Source organism: Pseudomonas sp. GW823-FHT06B06 (genome assembly GCF_058795195.1).
The window spans coordinates 15,624-33,419 of record NZ_JBXAHO010000041.1; the positions used below are offsets into that span (position 1 = coordinate 15,624).

A 17,796-nucleotide genomic window follows, 5' to 3' on the forward strand; every position below is an offset into this window, starting at 1 on the left:
GGTTACCCCAGATTCTGTGTCCCACATAAAACCATTGTGGGAGCGAGCCTGCTCGCGAAGAGGCCCGCCCAAACAACACAGAATTTGAGGTATGCAATGACCCAACCCCGCTGGCTGCGCAACGTGCGCCCCTACGGCGCCCCCGCCGAAGACCTGCTGATCGAGAACGGCCGGTTCAGCCAACGCCGTCCCGCTTCGAACGAAGCCTTGTCGGCCACCGACATCGACGGCCAAAACCAGCTGCTGACCCCCGCCCTGGTGGAAAGCCACGTGCACCTGGACAAAACCCTCTGGGGCCAGCCCTGGCGCCCGAACAGCGCAGGTCCCACCCTCAAGGACTACATCGCCAACGAGCGGCGCATCCTGCGCGAAGTCACCGTACCGATCGCGCAACGCGCCGGTGCCCTGCTGGAAAACTGCATCGCCCGCGGCTCCCTGACCCTGCGCTGCCACGTCGATATCGATCCGGAATTCGGCCTGCGCCATGTCGAAGCCATGCAGCAACTGCAGGAACAATACCGCGACCTGATCGACCTGCAACTGGTGGTATTCCCGCAAACCGGCCTGATCAGCCGCCCCGGCACCGCCGAACTGATGCGCGAAGCCATGGCCCTGGGCGTCGAGAACGTCGGCGGCCTTGACCCGTGTGGCATCGACAACGACCCGATCGCGCAACTCGACTTTGTGTTCAAACTGGCCAGCGAGTTCGACCGTGGCGTCGACATTCACCTGCACGACAAGGGTGAGCTGGGCCTGTGGCAGATCGCCCTGATCGCCGATTACACCCAGCGCTTCGGTCTTCAAGACCGGGTGATGATCAGTCATGCCTATTGCCTGGGGATGTTGCCGTGGAGCCAGATCAAACCGGTGGCTGAACGCCTGGCAATATTGGGCATTTCGCTGATGAGTTCGGCGCCGGCCGATTGCGCGGTGCCGCCGTTCCTGGCGTTGCGCGAGGTTGGCGTGAATGTGTGCCTGGGTTCGGACGGCATCCGCGACGCCTGGTCGCCCATGGGCAACGGCGACATGCTGGAGCGGGCGATGTTGCTGGCGTTTCGTTTCGATCTGAACAAGGACGAAGAACTGGCGGCGGCATTTGAGGCGGCGACGGTCAATGGTGCCCGGGCGCTGGGTCATGACGGTGTTGGCCTGGAGATTGGCCAACCGGCGAACTTCCTGTTGATGCCCGTGCAGACGTTGGGCGAAGCCGTGGTTTCACGGCCACCGCGCGAGGTCTATCGCGGCGGGCAGTTGATCGCTTCCGGCGGTCGTTTACTGGAAAGTCGTTTGTGAAGCGCATCGGACTTCGGGCCAGTTGCGTGGTCGGCTTCGACGGCACGCAACATGTGCTGTGGCGCAACGGCGAAGTGGTGTTTGAAGGCTCGCGCATTGTGTTTGTCGGGCGTGACTTTCCCGGGCCGGTGGATCAGTGGATTGATTACGGCAACGCGCTGATCGGCCCAGGCTTCATCGATCTGGATGCCCTGGGCGATCTCGACTCCACGGTGCTGACCCTGGACAACGGCGACGAGCGCGACATGGGCCGGATGTGGTCGGCGCAGTATCTGGCGCGCGGTCCACGGGAGAGCTACAGCCCCGAAGAAGAAGTCTTCAAGTACCGCTACGCCTTCACCCAATTGATCCGCAACGGCATCACCACAGCCATGCCGATCACCTCGATGTACTACCGCGAGTGGGCCGAGACCTACGACGAGTTTGCCGCGGTGGCCGGCGTGGCGGCCGAGTTGGGACTGCGCACCTACCTCGGCCCCTGCTACATGAGCGGCATGAGTTACTGGCAGGCCGACGGCACGCTGGCCCATCACTGGGACGAAGCCCGGGGCCTGGCCGGGCTCGATGCGACCGAGCGGTTTTTCCAGGACTTCGACGGTGCTCATCAAGGGTTGATCCGCGGCGCTCTGCTGCCGGATCGCATCCAGACGTGCACGCCAGCGTTGCTGCAACGCACTGCTGCACTGAGCCGGGAACTCAACGCGCCGATGCGCTTGCATTGCTGCCAGGGGCTCGGCGAAGTGGCGATGGTGGAACAACTTCGCGGTTGTTCGCCGCTGGGCTGGCTGCAGGATCTGGGCCTGCTGACCCCGCGCAGCCTGTTGCCCCACGGCATCTACACCCACGGCGATGACGACCTGCAACGCGTGGTCGATGGTGGCGCCAGCCTGGTGCACTGCCCGGTGGTGTTTGCCCGCGATGGCGAGGCGCTGAATTCGTTTGGTCGCTATCGCGCCAAGGGAGTCAATTTCGCCCTGGGCACCGACACCTGGCCGGCGGATTTGCTCGACAACATGCGCCAAGGCTTGAACATTGCGCGCTTGATGGAGGGCGGCAATACGCTCACCAGCGCGCTGGACCTGTACAACGCCGCCACTCTCGGCGGCGCCAAGGCCTTGGGCCGCGAAGATATTGGTCGCCTGGCACCGGGGGCCAAGGCCGACATCAGCGTGTTCAGCCTGCGCGGACTGCACTTGGGGCCGCTGTTCGACCCGCTGAAGAACCTGCTCCTGGCCGGGCGCGGTGACGATTGCATCGCTAGCTACATCGATGGCCGCTGCGTGATGCAGGACGGTCAGGTACGGGGTGTCGACTACCCCGCCCTGCAACGCCAGGCCCAACAGCAATTCGAAAAACTGATGCGCAGCCACAGCGACCGGGCCTTCGGCCAACCGGACTGGAGGACTCTGTTCCAGCCGGCCATCCCGTTCGCCGACGACTACAGCGCACAGGTGCCGCTGTGCGCCATCGATCCACTCCTTTAGAGAATTCTGCCCATGCAAAGCTTCGACTTCAGCCAACTGAGCCCACGGGACAAGTACAAGATTCTGATCGGCAGCGTGGTGCCACGCCCGATTGCCCTGGTCACCACCGTCGACGCTGAAGGCCGTGTCAACGCCGCGCCGTTCAGCTTTTTCAACGCGCTGTCGGCCGATCCGCCGATCCTTGCGCTGGGCGTGGAAAACTACGGCGACCAGAGTCCCAAGGACACCACGCGCAACATCCAGCTCAACCAGGAGTTCACCGTGAACATCGTCAGCGATGCCCTGGTGGAAGCCATGAACGTCTGCGCCGTACCTTTCGCCCCCGGTTTCGACGAACTGACCGCCGCCGGCCTCACCGCCATCCCTGGCACCTCGGTCAAATGCCCGCGCATCGGCGAGGCACCGGTGGCGCTGGAATGCCGGCGGATGATGGCGCTGAACATCGGTCAGTCGCGGGAGATCATTTTTGGTGAAGTGCTGATGGCCCATGTGCGTGATGAGCTGATCGACCCGAAGACGTTGTACATCGATCAACTCGGGCTTGATGCGATCGGGCGGATGGGTGGGCATGGGTATGCGCGTACCCGGGATTATTTCGACCTGCCGACCCGCTCGTTGCAGGCGTGGACGGATGCGCCGGGGGGTGGCGAGCGGTTTTGGCCAATCGCCAAGTAACCGTCTTCCCACTGATCGTTCCCACGCTCCGCGTGGGAATGCATCCCGTGACGCTCCGCGTCACCTACAGAAGCGGAACGCGGAGCGTCCCCGGCGGCGTTCCCACGCGGAGCGTGGGAACGATCTGTGTGCGGGGGTCAGCGGAAATCCCGGCTGCGCACGCTGATGCCGTCGAGCAGTGGACTCAAGTCGCTCAAGCGCCCGGCAATCAAATGCCGCACCTCTCCCTCCTTCTCCCAGCGCCCATCGACCTTGAGCAACTGCGAGCCCACCAGCACCTGGCGCTGGCGCTCGGCCAGGTCGCGCCAGACCACCACGTTGACGTTGCCGAACTCGTCTTCCAGGGTGACGAAGGTCACGCCACTGGCGGTGCTCGGGCGTTGTCGGCCGGTTACCAGCCCGGCGACGCTGACCGGTCGCCCGTGCTCCACCTCCAGCAACTCCTTCGAACTGCGGCAGCGACGGGCTTTCAACTCACCACGCAACAAGGCCAGCGGATGCGGCCCGAGAGTGGTGCCGAGGCTGTTGTAATCGGCCAACAGGTCTTCGCCGACCGTGGGTTTGGGCAGCGCCACCGCGCCTTCCTCCTGACGGGGCAGGCCGGCAAACAGGCCGAGCTGCTTTTGCACCCCCGCCACTTCCCAGCGCGCCCTATGCCGGTCACCGGCCAGCCCGCGCAAGGCACCGGCATCGGCCAGTTGTTCCTGGGCGCGGGCATCCAGGCATGCCCGTTCGCCAAGGTCCGCGATGTCGACGAAGGCGCCTTTCGAACGCGCCGCCTCGATGCGCCGGGCATCGTCCTGCCGAAAGCCCTTGATCATGCGCAAGCCCATGCGAATCGCCGGTTGCGCACCGGCAATCGGTTCGAGGCTGCAATCCCAGTCGCTGGCCCGCACGTCTACCGGACGAATCTGCAAATGGTGACGGCGCGCGTCCTGCAGGATCTGGTCCGGGCTGTAGAAACCCATGGGCCAGCTGTTGATCAGGGCACAGGCGAAGGCCGCCGGTTCGTGGCATTTCAACCAGCAACTGGCGTAGGTCAACAAGGCAAAACTGGCGGCATGGGATTCGGGAAAACCGTAGCTGCCAAAGCCTTTGATCTGTTCGAAGATCTGCGCGGCGAAATCGGCGGTGTAGCCTTTTTTCTTCATCCCGGCGGCCAGGCGATCCCTATGCGGTTCCAGTCCGCCATGGCGTTTCCAGGCCGCCATGGAGCGGCGCAACTGATCGGCTTCGCCGGGGCTGTAGTCGGCGGCGACGATGGCGATCTGCATGACCTGCTCCTGGAACAGCGGCACGCCGAGGGTGCGCTTCAACACCTCGCGCAACTCTTCGGAGGGATAGCTTTCGAGCTCTTCCTTGTTCCGCCGCCGCAGGTACGGGTGCACCATGCCGCCCTGGATAGGACCGGGGCGAACGATGGCCACCTCGATCACCAGGTCATAGAACTCGCGGGGCTTGAGCCTGGGCAGCATCGACATCTGTGCCCGGGACTCGATCTGGAACACGCCGATGGTGTCGGCACGGCCAATCATGTCGTAGGTCAATGGGTCTTCGGAGGGGATCGTTGCCAGGCTCAAGTCCAGGTTGCGATGACGACGCAGCAAATCGAGACAACGACGAATCGCGCTGAGCATGCCTAATGCAAGGATATCCACCTTGAGCAGGCCGACCGCGTCCAGATCGTCCTTGTCCCACTGGATGATGGTGCGCTCCGCCATGGCAGCGTTTTCCACCGGCACCAGGGTGTCCAGGGGATGCTCGGAAATCACGAAACCACCGGGGTGCTGTGACAGGTGCCGGGGGAAACCGATCAGTTGCCCGGTCAAGCTCAATACCCGGCGCAACACCGGGCTCTCGGGATCGAAACCGCCTTCGCGCAGGCGCTCCACGGGCGGTGTTTCATCACTCCAGTGACCACAGCAATCGGCCAGGGCATTGATCTGGTCCGGCGGCAACCCCAACGCCTTGGCCACATCACGCACAGCGCCGGCCGCGTGGTAGGTGCTGACCACGGCAGTCAGTGCCGCGCGGGTCCGCCCATAGCGCTGGAACACGTACTGCAAGACTTCTTCACGGCGCTCGTGCTCGAAGTCCACATCAATGTCCGGCGGTTCGTCGCGCTCTTTGGAAAGAAAGCGCTCGAACAGCATGTTCATCCGGTCGGGGTCGATCTCGGTAATGCCCAAGGCGAAACACACCGCCGAGTTGGCCGCCGAGCCTCGGCCCTGACAGAGGATTTTCTCGCGCCGGGCGAAGGCGACGATGTCCTGGACAGTGAGGAAATAACTCTCGTAGCCCAGCTCGGCAATCAGCCCCAGCTCCTTGTCGATCAGCCCGCGGACCTTCTCGCTCGCACCCTGGGGCCAGCGCTGGCGCATGCCCCGCTCAGTCAATTCCCGTAGCCAGGACGCTGCACTGTGCCCATCGGGCACCAGTTCGCGCGGATACTGATAACGCAACTGACCCAGATCAAAGGTGCAGCGCCGGGCAATGTCCAGGGTTTCGTCGAGCAAGGCTGGCGGATAGAGCTCGCGCAACACATCGAGGCCGCGCAGGTGCCGTTCGCCATTGGGGTGCAGGCGCAGTCCGGCATCGGCTACCGGCAGGTGATGACGGATCGCGGTCATGGTGTCCTGCAGGGCCCGGCGCCCGCGCGCATGCATGTGCACATCGCCGCTGGCCACCGCGGGTATCCGCAGTTCCCCGGCCAGCGCCAGGAGATCATTCAGTCGTCGGGTATCGTCCTGGCCGCGATGCAGCTGGACCGCCAGCCACAGGCGTTCGGCGAAGACCTGCTTCAACCAATGGCCCTGCTCAAGGTCATCGACCGCGTCCGGCACCCACAGCGCCAACAGTCCTGGCAATGCTTCGTCGAAGTCTTCGCGCAGCACTTGATACTGACCTTTTTGCGTACGACGTCGAGCTCGTGTGATCAGTCGGCACAGGGTCTGGTAACCCTCGAGGTTTTCCACCAGCAACACCAGCTTCGGGCCGTTCTCAACGCGCACTTCACTGCCGATGATCAGTGGCAGCTCCACGGACTTCGCCGCTTGCCAGGCGCGGACGATACCCGCCAGGGTACACTCGTCGGTGATCGCCAGGGCCTGGTAGCCCTGTTTTTTCGCCCGCTGGAACAATTCCAGGGCACTGGAAGCACCGCGCTGGAAACTGAAGTTCGACAGACAGTGCAGCTCGGCATATCCGGCGTTCACGCGAACCAGCCCTGCAGCCACAACTGACCACCCTCGCCCACCGCACGGTAGGCCCAACCCTGCTGGCCGGCACGGGTTTCGATCAAGTAGTAATCACGGCGCACGTCATCGCCGTCCCACCAACCGGACTCGATGCGTTCCGGCCCCATGAGGATGCGCGTCGAGCCTTCGTGCACCGCCAGCGGTTCGGTCAGCAGCCAGCCCGGTCGCTGCACGGTCGGCAATCGCGCACCGGGCTGGCTGTCGGCACTGGCCTGCCACGCGCACTCGGGCCGGTGATCGGCCTGGAAGCGCAGGCCCTGCACGGCATCATCCCCCAGCCGTGCGCGCAGGCGTTCGCGCAGTTGCTCCCAGGGCAAGGTCTGCTGCGGGCGATCGTCGAACAGCTCCTGAAACTGCGGAACGAAGCTCGGCAAATCTTCGGCGCGCAGGCGAAAACCGCGCACAGGGGCTTCGACCTGGACTTGCTCCAGGCGTCCCCGAGCCAGTTCGAACAGCATCGCCGGATCACGTTCGGCACTGAGCAGGCCGACCTTGATCAGCGTGTCCGGCAATCCGGCGTGCTCCAGGTGCAGGTCGAAACGCTGCACACCGCTGTCCCGACCGCACAGGAACGTCGACAGATCCCCCGTCAGGCGGCGCAACGGAAACAGCAAGGCCTGATGGGACTGCACATCGAAATTGAGCTCGATGCGCACATCGAAACGGTCCGGCGGCAGGTAGAACGCCAGCGCCAGGCGTCGTATGCCCAGCAATTCATCCAGGTGCTTGAGCACCTGGGCCTCGAAACGCCGGGCCAGGCTGTGCCGGGGCAACGCCTGCACCTGGCTCAAGGTGCGCAGGCCCATGCGCGACAACGCCGTGGCCACGCTGGCCGCCAGACCGATGCGGTCGATGGGCATGTGCCCCAGGTGATGCTGCAAGGCTTGCTCGTCGGCCACCACCAGGCCATCGTAGGCGTTGGCCAGCATCCGCGCCGCCACCGGATTGGGCGCCGCGACGATGCGGTGACGAAACCCCAGTTCGCCGAGTTCGCTGCGCAGGCGCGCCTCGAATTGCGGCCAGGGGCCGAACAGTCCCAGGCTGGACTCGATTTCGAACACCAGCGCCCGCGGATAATGCACGCTGACCTGGGAGCTGAATCGATAAGCCCAGGCGGCCAGGAATTGCTGCCAGTGTTCGATATCCGCGACGTCGTACTCGGCGGTGGCAAAGCCCTTGCTCAAGGCCTGGGCGGCGCTCATGGACTGGCCGGGGCGCAGACCCAGCGCCCGCGCCGGGCCATTGACCGCCTGCAGCACCCGCCGCTGGGCCGGGCCGGTCAGCAGTGCCAGCGGCTCCTGGGGGTCGGCGCGCTGACGCAGTACCGCGTCCAGCGCCAATTGCGGAAACAGAATACAGACCCAGCGCATGGCAACCTCAATGCCCCACGGCGAAGGCAATCGGCGCCGAGCGGGCCAATCCGCCGCGGCACTTGAGCACCCGTAATTGCGCGGGCTTGGCATCGATGGCGATGCGCAGGGCCGCTGGCGAAGGGTTGATCGCTTCGCTGAGCGAGCGATAGGCGAACGCCAGGGTCGAGCCGGTTTCCGCCGCCACCTGCAAGCGGCGCAAGGCGCGGTCATCGGCCTTGTGCGGCCAGCACAGCACCGCACCACAACTGCCCGAACGCAGGCATTGTTCCGCCGCCCACAACGCATCGCGCTCGCTGGCCTGGATGATCGACAACTGGCGCAGATCGACCCCGGCGTTCTGCCAGGCCTGGGGGTATGGCACGCAGGGCGGCGCCACCAGCACAATGCGCTCGCCCGCCGCCGATAGCCGCGCCAGCGCCGGCCACACCAGTTGCAACTCGCCCACGCCCTGCCCGGCCAGGAGGATTTCCGTCAGCGCCGCCTCCGGCCAACCGCCCGTGGGCAGTGCCGCATCCAGTGCGGCATGGCCGGTGGGTTGCGGGCTGGCGGCCGGCGGCGCAGGCCGGCCCCTCCAGACCTGGCCGCCATTGAACAGCGTATCCAGCGCAACGACGGCACCCATCAGCCTTGCCTCACCAGGCCGCAGAACACCCCTTCGATGGCCAGGTCCCGGTCGGCCTCGACGATGATCGGTTGATAGGCCGGGTTGCGCGGCAACAGGCGAACCTGGTCGCCAACCCGCTCGAAGCGCTTGATGGTGACTTCACCGTCGAGCCGCGCCACGACGATCTGGCCATTGATGGCCTCGGGGCTGCGGTACACGCCCACCAGGTCGCCGTCGAGAATGCCGTCCTCGATCATCGAGTCGCCGCGCACCCGCAGCATGTAGTCCGGCACCCGCGAGAAAATCGATGGGTCGAGCAACAAGCGGCTATGGACCTCGGCATCGGCACCGATCGGCGCACCGGCCGCCACCCGGCCGAGCACCGGGATGTCCAGCAGCTCGGGACGCGGCGGCTGGCCGAGCAAGCGAATGCCCCGGGCCTGATGTGGATTGACCTCGATAAAACCGGCTTCGGTCAGCGCCAGCACATGCTTGCGCGCGACGCTGCGGGAGGCGAAGCCGAACGCCTCGCTGATTTCAGCGAGGCTCGGGGACTGACCATGCTCCGCGATTCGATCACGGATAAAAGTCAGGATGGCGGTACGGCGGGGAGTTAATGTCGTCATGGAGTACATTTGTACTCTTTCCGCAATTTCCTGGCAAGCCCCTACCCCCTGTAGGAGCGAGCATGCTCGCGAAAAACCCGAGGCCGTTGCGGGGTATCAGGCCCCCCGCGTTATCGTTGACGACCATCGTCGGAACGCCGCCCGGAGCATGCTCGCTCCTACAGAGGCTCCGCCAGAAACGCCGTGATGTAATCGATGAACGCCAGCACCTTGGCCGTGGCCCGCCGATGGCTGGGGTACACCGCCAGGATGTGCGGACCGAAGCTGTCCGGGTCGATGTCGTAGTCGGCCATCACCCGCACCAGGCGCCCTTCGGCAATGTACGGCGCCGCGCTCCACAACGGCGTATGCAGCAACCCGCGCCCGGCCAGGGCATTGGCCAGCAGTAAGTCGTAGTTGTCGCTGCGCAAGCGGGGTGCCTGGGGTTGCGGCAAGCTCAAACGTTGGCCGTCGCGCTCGGCCCACCAGAATTCGCGGCTGAGCAAAGGATGGCGGTACAGCAACCATTCGTGCTCATCGAGGGTCTGCGGGGTGACCGCCAGCCCCTTGCGCGCCAGATACTCCGGGCTGGCGCACAGCGCCAGGCGATTGCTGCCAACGACGCGGGCAATCAACCCCGGCAAGTCGTCATGCCCTTCACGCAAGGCCAGGTCGTAGCCGCTTTCCAGCAGATTGACGAACTCGTCACACAGGTCCACTTGCAGGTTGATCTGCGGGTATTGCTCGAGAAAACCGCCACACACCTGATCGAGAAAGGCCTGCCCATAGGCCAGCGGCGCGGTGATTTTCAGACTGCCGCGCAAACCGTGCTGCAACTGCTCGATTTCCTCGCCGGCCTCGTCCAGTCGCTGCAATACCTGGCGCGCGGTTTCCAGGTACAGCCGCCCGGATTCCGTGAGCAAGATCCGCCGGGTACTGCGCTCGAACAATCGCGCGCCGAGTTCCGCTTCCAGGTGATTGACCGCTTTGGTCAGGGCCGACGGGGTCTTGCCCAACTGCTCGGCGGCGCGACTGAAGCTGCCCAGTTGTGCGGTGACCACGAACATTTTCAGTGCACCCAGCTTGTCCATTCTTTTTCCATTCAGGCAAAAACGTTTTTCGTGAGCGAGGCGTTCTGCCGAGCGCGGTAAGCCACTAGTCTGGCCATCAGACGCAATAACAAGGAAACATTCAATGAAAAAATTCATCCCGAATCTGTTGCTGGTGGCAGTCAGTTTTGCCTCGTTGGAAGCCATGGCCGCGACTGACCTGGTGCTGTTCAACGGCAAGATCTTCACTGCCGACCGCAACCAGCCCAAGGTCCAGGCGCTGGCGGTACAGGACGGTAAAGTGTTGCAAGCAGGCAGCGATGCGCAGATCAAGGCCCTGATCGATTCGGGAACCAAGGTCGTCGACCTGGGTGGCAAGACCCTGATGCCAGGCCTGATCGACACCCACTCCCACGCGATCTTCGGCGGATTGGAGATGGTTTCGGCCAACATGGAAGATGAAGTGGTCGATCTGGACGAACTGGAAAAACGCCTGCGGGCCTGGCGTGAAGACGGCAAGGCCAAACACGGCGACATCCTGAGCGTGGCCGGTATGAGTTCGGCCTACTGGGCGCAATCTGATGCCTTGGGCAAGAAATTCAACAGCGGCGAATGGGCCGACGTGCCCGTGGTGTTCACCGGCAGTGACCATCACACGGCCTGGGCCAACAACGTGATGCTCAAGCGCGCAGGCATTGATGCGGCGCTGCTGAAAACACTGCCAGGCGCCGAGAAAGACACCATCGGCAAACTCGCCGACGGCCGCCCCAACGGCTTCCTGGTGGACGCCGGCTGGGACCGCGTGGCCGCGAAAATGCCCTCGCCGAGCGCCACTGACATGCTCAAGGCGGCGCAAACCGCCGTGAGCTACAACAACAGCCTGGGCATCACCGCCTGGATGGACCCGGCCGCCAACGCCGCGCCCGGCGAGCCGGTGTTTGCACTCAAACCCACGGAGAAAACCGTCGGTGTCCTGCCGGTGTACAAGGCCCTGTCCGAAAGCGGCGGCATGACCGCCCACGTCGCGGCGCTGCTGGTGGCCAACGGCAAAAGCGTGCCGTCCGATCTCGACACCCTGGACAAGGTCCGCCAACAATTCCAGGGCATCCCCAACCTGACGCTGCCCGGTATCAAGATCTTCGCCGACGGCGTGATCGAGTACCCGGCCCAGAGCGCCGCGATGATCGATCCGTACACCAACTCGCACAAACCGGGCGAACTGTTGATCGACCCGAAGCATTTCGGCGAGCTGGTCAGCGCCATCGATCAGCGCGGCTGGCGGGTACACATCCATGCCATCGGCGACCGCGCGGTCCGCGAATCGCTGAACGGCATCGCCCAGGCGCGCAAAGACCGACAGAGCGGTGTGACCCACTCCATCACGCACCTGCAGATCGTCAATCCGAAAGAATTCGCCCGCTTCAAACCGCTCGACGTCATCGCCTCGATGCAACTGCTCTGGGCCAGCGCCGACGATTACACCACGGACATGATCAAGCCTTACGTCAGCGCCCTGGCGTTCCGTTACCAATACCCGGCGCATTCTTTGCTCAAACAGGGCGCGACCATCGCCGGGGCCAGTGACTGGCCAGTGTCTTCGCCCAACCCGTGGAACGCCATGGCCCAGGCCATGACGCGGGTGGGTCCGCTGGGGGTGCTCAACGCCGATGAACGCATCGACCGCGAAACCATGTTCTATGCCTACACGCTCAATGCCGCACGCACCCTTGGCCTGGATAAACAGATCGGCTCGCTGAGCGCCGGTAAACAGGCCGACTTCATCGTGGTCGATCGTGATGTGTTCAGCATCGACGAAAAAGCCCTGCATGAAACCCAAGTGCTACAGACCTGGTTCGCCGGTCGGCAGGTCTACGCGCAACCCCTCTAATAAAAACCACAACCACACCCCTGCCCGACCTCGTGTTTTTCAACACGGGGCACGGCGCAGCCTTGTCCGATTTCTGCCCATAACAATCACAATAGCGGGACGTACCATGAAAGCTTTCACACTGTTCGCCCTCGGCTCCTTGAGCCTGCTGCCTTTGAGCAGCCAAGCCATCCCCTTGAACGATGATTTCGCCTTGCTGCTGGACGTGACACTGGCCAGCGATTATCGAACCCGCGGCATCTCGCAGACTCAGAACGACCCGACACTGCAAGCCGGCGCAACCCTGGCCCACAGCAGCGGCCTGTACCTGGGCGCATGGACCTCCAACGTCGACTTTGGCGGCGGCCTGAAAACCCGGCAGGAGGTCGACTACTATGCCGGTTGGTTGTGGCAGGCCACCGATGACGTCAGCCTCGACCTGGGCTACCTCAAATATTCTTACCCGAAAGAGAGCCAGTTCAACCAGAGCGAGGCCTACGGCATTCTCAGCGTCTACGGGGTAAAACTCGGCGCCTACTACTCCGCCGATGCGCCGGGTATCGATAGCGAGCAGAACTCGCTCTACAGCTATATCGGTTACGAAACCGAGCTGCCCTACGGCGTTGGCCTCAAACTGCGCTACGGCGACATGGACTTCAAGGACCCGCACCTGTACTCACGCTCGGGTGAAGCTGAAGACTCGTACCGTGAGTGGGAGCTCAAGCTGACCCATGAACTGGCGGGCGTGATGCTGGGCCTGAGCTACATCGACACCGACCTGTCGAAGAGCCAATGCTTGAGCAATTGGGGCTTCGACGATGTGTGCAGCGCGACGGTAGTGGCGAGCGTCAGCAAGTCCTTCTGATTGCCCTGGCCCCCCTGTAGGAGCGAGCATGCTCGCGATGGACTCAAGAACGCCGCGTTTAACCAGAAACCACGCGTTAACGTTAACGACCATCGCGAGCATGCTCGCTCCTACAGGTTTGGAGTTAATCCTTCGAGATAGGCCCATGGATATATTCCGCGTTCATGCCCATCACTGAACACCAGTTGCAACCCATACCCCTGGGAATTCACCTCGATCAGCCGAACGCGGGCATCGACCAGCGGCGCCATCCCGCGCAATCGAAACGCCCGGCATTGCGAACACGGGCACTGGCGGCGCAGTTCGGCATGGTCCAGCCACTGCTCGCGGCCATCCGGCCAGTTCAGTCGCAGCTGCTGCCTGCTCCGGGAATTGCCGATGGCCACCGGGTTCATTGCAGCTGACTCAGGGCAATGCGCACCGCCTTGCGCACTTCCGGATCACCATCGTCTTGCGCGGCCTGCAGCGGTGCGATCGCGCCTTTTTCATTCAACTCGCCGAGGGCCAGGGCGGCTTCCTTGCGCAGGTTGCTGATGCGGTGGCCGAGGGTTTCGATCAGCGCGTCCAGTGCCTGGGCGTAACGCAAGCGGCCGAGACTGCGGGTGGCGCGCAGGCGGACTTGCCAGTAATCGTCGCTCAGGGCTTGGACCAATGCCGGGCCGGCGTCGATGTGGCCGACCTTGCCCAGGGTGGTGGCGGCTTCCTCGCGCACTTGCCAGGCCTGGTCCTGCAAGGCTTGGCGCAGGGCCGGCAGCACCTGCTCGTCAGACGCCAGGCCGAGTGCACCGGTGGCGGCGCGGCGCACTTCGGTGTCCGGGTCTGCACTTGCCAGTCGAGCCAGGGCCGGCAAGGCGTCGAGCTGTTTGAGCCAACCCAGCACGCCGACAGCTTCACGGCGGACATTGGCCTCCTGATCGCTCAACGCAACCAGTGCCGCCGGGGCCGCTTGCGGGTAGCGCAATTCACGCAAGGCCCTGAACGCAGCGATGCGCACGCCGATGTCGGCATGCCCGGTCCACGGCAGGATCACCTCACCCGCCGCTTCGCTCTTGAGCAGACTGAGGCTTTGCGCCGCGGCGGCTTGCACCGCTGCGGATGGATCGGTCAGGGCCTGGCACAGCGCTTCGACCACAGGCTCGTCCTCCCAGGCTTCGAGTAACCGCGCGGCTTCGGCACGGACGTCTTCCGCCGGGTCTTCAGCCAGCCGGTTGACCAGCCACAGCAGCCCGTCCGCTTCTTCCAGGTCGGCCAGTTCGATCAGGGCGATGCGGCGCACGCCGGCATCGTCGTCAGTCAGGCGTGGTTGCAGGGCGAGAATGTCATCGTTATCGGTTACATCGAATAGTGAGGTCATAGGGCAAATCGCGGCAGTTTGTTTTCTGGGGGAAGTCCGAGAGGGTTCAGGCGGGGCAGCTGCCGACCGTCTTCGTGACGCAGGAGTTCGAGGCAGTGACGTTTCAAGCGGGAAAATTCGTGGCTGGTCACCAGTGCGGTGGTGCGTGGCCGGGGGAAATCCAGGCGCAGGTCTTCGATGATCCGACCGGGACGCGTACTCATCACCAGCAGGCGATCGGCGAGGAACAGCGCCTCGTCGATGTCATGGGTGACGAACACCACGGTGGTGCGAATGCGCGTCCAGATGTCCAGCAGCAGTTCCTGCATGTTCAAGCGGGTCAGGGCATCGAGAGCGCCAAAGGGCTCGTCCATGAGTAATAGCCGTGGCCGATTGACCAACACCCGGGCGATTTCCACCCGTTGCTGCATGCCACCGGACAACTGATCCGGCCAGCGCTCGGCGAAGCCTTCAAGGCCGACCAGGGCGAGGATTTCATCGGCGGCCTTGTCGCGTTCGGCTTTACCGATGCCGCGCATTTTCAGGCCGAACGCAACGTTGTCGCGCACCGTGCGCCAAGGGAACAGTGTGTGCTGCTGAAACACCATGCCGCGTTGCGGCGACGGGCCGGACACCGCCGCGCCATCAACCTTGAGGCTGCCAGCGCGTGGTTGCAGGTGCCCGGCCAGGGCGCCGAGCAAGGTCGACTTGCCGCAACCGGACGGCCCGAGGATGCACACGAACTGCCCTGGTTCGATCAGGCAATCGAGGCCCTGCACAGCTTCGAAGGCCGCGCTGCCCTCGCCCAGGCTGATCGACAAACCGCGAATATCGATCCGCCCTTCGGGCTGTTGAAAAACACTCATCAGGCTTTTCCTCGTGGTCGATGCCAGGGTGTGAATACACCGCCCAGGCGTTTGATCAGCAGGCTGCTGCCCATCCCGAGTACGCCGATCAGCAACATGCCGACCACAATGTCGGGGTAGTTCTGGATGGTGTAGGACTCCCAGGTGTAATAGCCGATGCCGTATTGGCCGGAGATCATCTCGGCGGTCACCAGGCAAAACCACGACGTGCCCATGCCGATGGAAAGGCCGGTGATGACGCTCGGTGCGGCCCCCGGCAGAATCACTTCCAGCAGCATCGCCCGTCGCCCTGCCCCGAGGCTTTTCGCCGAAGCGATCAGCCGTGGATCGACGCCTTCGACGCCATGCACGGTGTTGAGCAGGATCGGGAACAAGGCGCCGGTAAAGGTGATGAAGACCATCGACAGCTCGGACGAGGGGAACATCAGGATCGCCAGGGGAATCCAGGCCACGGCGGGAATTGGGCGCAGCACTTCCAGCGGTGGCAGCAGCAAGTCTTCGGCCCATTTCGAGCGGCCGATGGCCAGGCCCAGCGCGACGCCGATCACCAATGCCGCGAGGTAACCGGCGAAGACCCGGCTGAGGCTGCTGCCAAGGTGTCGGGCGAGTTTTCCGGAGTCACCGAGGCCCAGTGCCGCTTCAATCACGGCAAGGGGTGTCGGGACGTTGGCGAAAGTCACCAGGCCGAGGTTCCAGTGGTGGCTGGCAGCGAGGTGCCAGAATAAAAGGCAGAGCAGCAGCGAGGCGGCTCGGGGGAGCCATCGTGCAAACATATAACACCTCCGATCGTTCCCACGCTCCGCGTGGGAATGCATCCAGTGACGCTCTGCGTCACATTCAAAAGCGGAACGCGGAGCGTCCCTGGCGGCATTCCCACGCAGAGCGTGGGAACGATCACTGACTCAGCGACTGGCCACGGCCTGGGTCGTGGCATCGGTGAAATCGAACACCTTGCCGCCCTGGGCCGTGGCGAATTGCTGGGCATGGCCCTTGAGCAGAAACGCGCTGAGGCGACCTTGCGCATCACTGGCAAACCACGCCTGGTCGGCCAGCAACTTGATCCCGCTGTCACTGGCCTGGGCATACACCGCGCGGATGTTCTTGCCTTCCTGCTTCAGCGCGGCCAGCGCGGTGAATGCCGCTTGCGCCGAGGCGTACTGACGGACTTTCGGCTCGCCGCGCACCCAGATCTCGGCCACGTGGCTGAAGTCGGTGATGGCCTGGCCACTGCCTGCATCGACGGCCTTGAGCGGCGTCTGCTGGTAATTCGCCAACTGCGCGCTGTAGTCCAGATTGGACGCCTTGAACGCGGCGCGAATGTATTGGTCGTCGATGAAGGTATTCAGGTCGAGGCCGCGATCAGCCTTCTTCAACAGCTTGAGGGTGTCGATGGCGGTGCCGACGGCCTGGCGGAATTCCGGTTTCCAGGTCAAGTCGCGGGTCTGCACGCCGAGCGGGCCGTGGAACAGGTAGTTGACCTCGGCATCGACTCCGGTGACCTTGGCGATCAACTCGCTGTACTTCTCAGGCTCGGCGGCCAGCAGTTGGTTGGCTTCGATGCTCGCGCGCAGGTAGGCGACGACGATTTCCGGGTATTTTTTCGCATAGGCCTGGTCCACCAGCGCACCGTGGAAGGTCGGCGCGCCAGCCTGGGAACCGTCGTAGATCTTGCGTGCGAACCCCCGGCTCGGGAACAGTTCGGCGAACGGCACAAAGTCGGCATGGGCGTCGATCTTGCCGGCCTGCAACGCGGAACCGGCGACTTCCGGTGGCTGGGCAATGATGTTCACGTCCTTGAGCGGGTCCCAACCCTGGGCCGCTACAGCGCGCAGCAACATGCCATGGGCAGTGGACGCGAACGGAACGGAAATGGTCTTGCCCTTGAGCTCGGCCAGTGACTGCACGCCCGACGCGCTCGGCACCACGATGCCGTTGCCACTGCCCTGGGTGCTGCCCGACAGCACGCTGATGAACAGGCTGCGCTTGCCGGCAGTTTCAAACGCCACGCCGTTGAACGACCCGGGGAAATCGGCCATGGCGCCGAAGTCGAGCTTGCCGGCGACCATCTCATTGGTCAGCGGCGCGCCGCTGGTGAAGTTCTTCCACTGCACCTCGTACTTGGCGTCCTTGTACTGGCCATCGTGGGGCAGGTATTTGTCCAGCAGGCCCAGCTCGCGGATCAACAGGCCGCCAGCGGCGCAATTGATGGTGGTGTCCTGGGTGCCGATGGCGATGCGGATGGTCTCCGCCTGCGCCGACAGGGTGAATGATGCCAGTACCAGACCGGCCAAAGCTGCACGCAATATCATGGGTGTTTCCCCTCGAATCATTTATAGGATGTTCGTCTCCGCCACGATCAGGGCGTGGTGGGAAACGAGGGGTGTCTTGAAGCAAGCGTCCGGTGGTTTCCGGGTAGCATTTTATTGTCTGCACTCGCTCCATTGTGGGAGCGAGCCTGCTCGCGAAAGCGTCCTGTCAGTCCACAAAGATGCCAGCTGTGCCGACCTCTTCGCGAGCAGGCTCGC

At 63.8% G+C, this 17,796-nt stretch carries 15 protein-coding genes; 5 read left to right on the top strand and 10 right to left on the bottom strand.

All coding sequences use genetic code 11. The features are described 5' to 3' along the window. The first annotated feature begins 96 nt into the window (after positions 1-96). From AC1Q8Q_RS26865 to AC1Q8Q_RS26875, 3 genes are read left to right on the top strand one after another with little or no spacing between them, the layout of a single operon-like run. Positions 97-1,293 carry an amidohydrolase family protein gene (locus tag AC1Q8Q_RS26865; protein ID WP_454866046.1) on the top strand — a complete coding sequence of 399 codons (1,197 nt, stop codon included), beginning with the start codon at positions 97-99 and terminating at the stop codon, positions 1,291-1,293. Continuing rightward, complete coding sequence (locus tag AC1Q8Q_RS26870) at positions 1,290-2,777, top strand: amidohydrolase family protein (RefSeq protein ID WP_033044732.1); 1,488 nt, start codon at positions 1,290-1,292, stop codon at positions 2,775-2,777. Before AC1Q8Q_RS26865 ends, AC1Q8Q_RS26870 begins: the two co-directional genes overlap by 4 nt. Before the next feature lie 12 nt (positions 2,778-2,789). After that, on the top strand, positions 2,790-3,452 hold the full coding sequence (locus tag AC1Q8Q_RS26875) for a flavin reductase family protein (RefSeq protein WP_020795458.1): 663 nt from the start codon (positions 2,790-2,792) through the stop codon (positions 3,450-3,452). Positions 3,453-3,589: 137 nt separating this feature from the next. On the opposite strand, the gene AC1Q8Q_RS26880 is transcribed toward AC1Q8Q_RS26875, so the two are convergent. From AC1Q8Q_RS26880 to AC1Q8Q_RS26900, 5 genes are all read right to left on the bottom strand, one after another. Continuing rightward, on the bottom strand, positions 3,590-6,688 hold the full coding sequence (locus AC1Q8Q_RS26880; protein WP_492615725.1) for an error-prone DNA polymerase: 3,099 nt from the start codon (positions 6,686-6,688) through the stop codon (positions 3,590-3,592). After that, positions 6,664-8,079, bottom strand: coding sequence for a Y-family DNA polymerase (locus tag AC1Q8Q_RS26885; RefSeq protein WP_083349241.1), 1,416 nt, complete (start codon positions 8,077-8,079; stop codon positions 6,664-6,666). Before AC1Q8Q_RS26885 ends, AC1Q8Q_RS26880 begins: the two co-directional genes overlap by 25 nt. Before the next feature lie 7 nt (positions 8,080-8,086). Then, on the bottom strand, positions 8,087-8,704 hold the full coding sequence (gene imuA / locus AC1Q8Q_RS26890; protein ID WP_020795461.1) for a translesion DNA synthesis-associated protein ImuA: 618 nt from the start codon (positions 8,702-8,704) through the stop codon (positions 8,087-8,089). After that, positions 8,704-9,321 (bottom strand): transcriptional repressor LexA, encoded by a 618-nt coding sequence (gene lexA, locus AC1Q8Q_RS26895; RefSeq protein WP_492615726.1) that lies wholly within the window; start codon positions 9,319-9,321, stop codon positions 8,704-8,706. The genes imuA and lexA overlap by 1 nt, the downstream gene beginning before the upstream one ends. A gap of 149 nt (positions 9,322-9,470) precedes the next feature. Continuing rightward, the gene (locus AC1Q8Q_RS26900) at positions 9,471-10,382 is read right to left on the bottom strand and encodes a LysR family transcriptional regulator (protein ID WP_020800858.1); all 912 of its coding nucleotides are present in this window, start codon (positions 10,380-10,382) and stop codon (positions 9,471-9,473) included. Positions 10,383-10,485: 103 nt separating this feature from the next. Here AC1Q8Q_RS26900 and AC1Q8Q_RS26905 point away from each other — a divergent pair, with 103 nt between their 5' ends. Continuing rightward, on the top strand, positions 10,486-12,228 hold the full coding sequence (locus AC1Q8Q_RS26905) for an amidohydrolase (protein WP_168758284.1): 1,743 nt from the start codon (positions 10,486-10,488) through the stop codon (positions 12,226-12,228). A 106-nt stretch (positions 12,229-12,334) separates the two neighbouring features. Next, entirely contained in the window at positions 12,335-13,072 is a 738-nt protein-coding gene (locus AC1Q8Q_RS26910; RefSeq protein ID WP_020800860.1) for a TorF family putative porin, read from the top strand. Positions 13,073-13,182: 110 nt separating this feature from the next. Here the strand turns inward: AC1Q8Q_RS26910 and AC1Q8Q_RS26915 are convergent, their stop codons facing one another. The 5 genes from AC1Q8Q_RS26915 to AC1Q8Q_RS26935 all read right to left on the bottom strand — a co-directional run bounded on the left by AC1Q8Q_RS26915 (position 13,183) and on the right by AC1Q8Q_RS26935 (position 17,580). Continuing rightward, a complete protein-coding gene (locus AC1Q8Q_RS26915) occupies positions 13,183-13,467 on the bottom strand; it encodes a DUF971 domain-containing protein (protein ID WP_020800861.1) in 285 nt (94 codons plus the stop codon). After that, positions 13,464-14,426, bottom strand: a complete 963-nt coding sequence (locus tag AC1Q8Q_RS26920; protein WP_033041999.1) for a HEAT repeat domain-containing protein — start codon at positions 14,424-14,426, stop codon at positions 13,464-13,466. The genes AC1Q8Q_RS26915 and AC1Q8Q_RS26920 overlap by 4 nt, the downstream gene beginning before the upstream one ends. After that, positions 14,423-15,271, bottom strand: a complete 849-nt coding sequence (locus AC1Q8Q_RS26925) for an ABC transporter ATP-binding protein (protein ID WP_020800863.1) — start codon at positions 15,269-15,271, stop codon at positions 14,423-14,425. Before AC1Q8Q_RS26925 ends, AC1Q8Q_RS26920 begins: the two co-directional genes overlap by 4 nt. Beyond that, complete coding sequence (locus AC1Q8Q_RS26930) at positions 15,271-16,044, bottom strand: ABC transporter permease (protein WP_020800864.1); 774 nt, start codon at positions 16,042-16,044, stop codon at positions 15,271-15,273. The genes AC1Q8Q_RS26925 and AC1Q8Q_RS26930 overlap by 1 nt, the downstream gene beginning before the upstream one ends. Positions 16,045-16,173: 129 nt before the next feature. Continuing rightward, a complete protein-coding gene (locus tag AC1Q8Q_RS26935) occupies positions 16,174-17,580 on the bottom strand; it encodes an ABC transporter substrate-binding protein (protein ID WP_492615727.1) in 1,407 nt (468 codons plus the stop codon). Positions 17,581-17,796 lie beyond the last annotated feature (216 nt).

Bases quoted from the DNA above. Each gene is read 5' to 3' on its own strand.
- AC1Q8Q_RS26915 (WP_020800861.1), bottom strand. From the start codon at position 13,467: ATGAACCCGGTGGCCATCGGCAATTCCCGGAGCAGGCAGCAGCTGCGA.
- AC1Q8Q_RS26930 (WP_020800864.1), bottom strand. From the start codon at position 16,044: ATGTTTGCACGATGGCTCCCCCGAGCCGCCTCGCTGCTGCTCTGCCTT.
- AC1Q8Q_RS26875 (WP_020795458.1), top strand. From the start codon at position 2,790: ATGCAAAGCTTCGACTTCAGCCAACTGAGCCCACGGGACAAGTACAAG.
- AC1Q8Q_RS26910 (WP_020800860.1), top strand. From the start codon at position 12,335: ATGAAAGCTTTCACACTGTTCGCCCTCGGCTCCTTGAGCCTGCTGCCT.
- AC1Q8Q_RS26900 (WP_020800858.1), bottom strand. From the start codon at position 10,382: ATGGACAAGCTGGGTGCACTGAAAATGTTCGTGGTCACCGCACAACTG.
- AC1Q8Q_RS26935 (WP_492615727.1), bottom strand. From the start codon at position 17,580: ATGATATTGCGTGCAGCTTTGGCCGGTCTGGTACTGGCATCATTCACC.
- AC1Q8Q_RS26885 (WP_083349241.1), bottom strand. From the start codon at position 8,079: ATGCGCTGGGTCTGTATTCTGTTTCCGCAATTGGCGCTGGACGCGGTA.
- imuA (WP_020795461.1), bottom strand. From the start codon at position 8,704: ATGGGTGCCGTCGTTGCGCTGGATACGCTGTTCAATGGCGGCCAGGTC.
- AC1Q8Q_RS26920 (WP_033041999.1), bottom strand. From the start codon at position 14,426: ATGACCTCACTATTCGATGTAACCGATAACGATGACATTCTCGCCCTG.
- AC1Q8Q_RS26865 (WP_454866046.1), top strand. From the start codon at position 97: ATGACCCAACCCCGCTGGCTGCGCAACGTGCGCCCCTACGGCGCCCCC.
- AC1Q8Q_RS26905 (WP_168758284.1), top strand. From the start codon at position 10,486: ATGAAAAAATTCATCCCGAATCTGTTGCTGGTGGCAGTCAGTTTTGCC.
- AC1Q8Q_RS26925 (WP_020800863.1), bottom strand. From the start codon at position 15,271: ATGAGTGTTTTTCAACAGCCCGAAGGGCGGATCGATATTCGCGGTTTG.
- lexA (WP_492615726.1), bottom strand. From the start codon at position 9,321: ATGTACTCCATGACGACATTAACTCCCCGCCGTACCGCCATCCTGACT.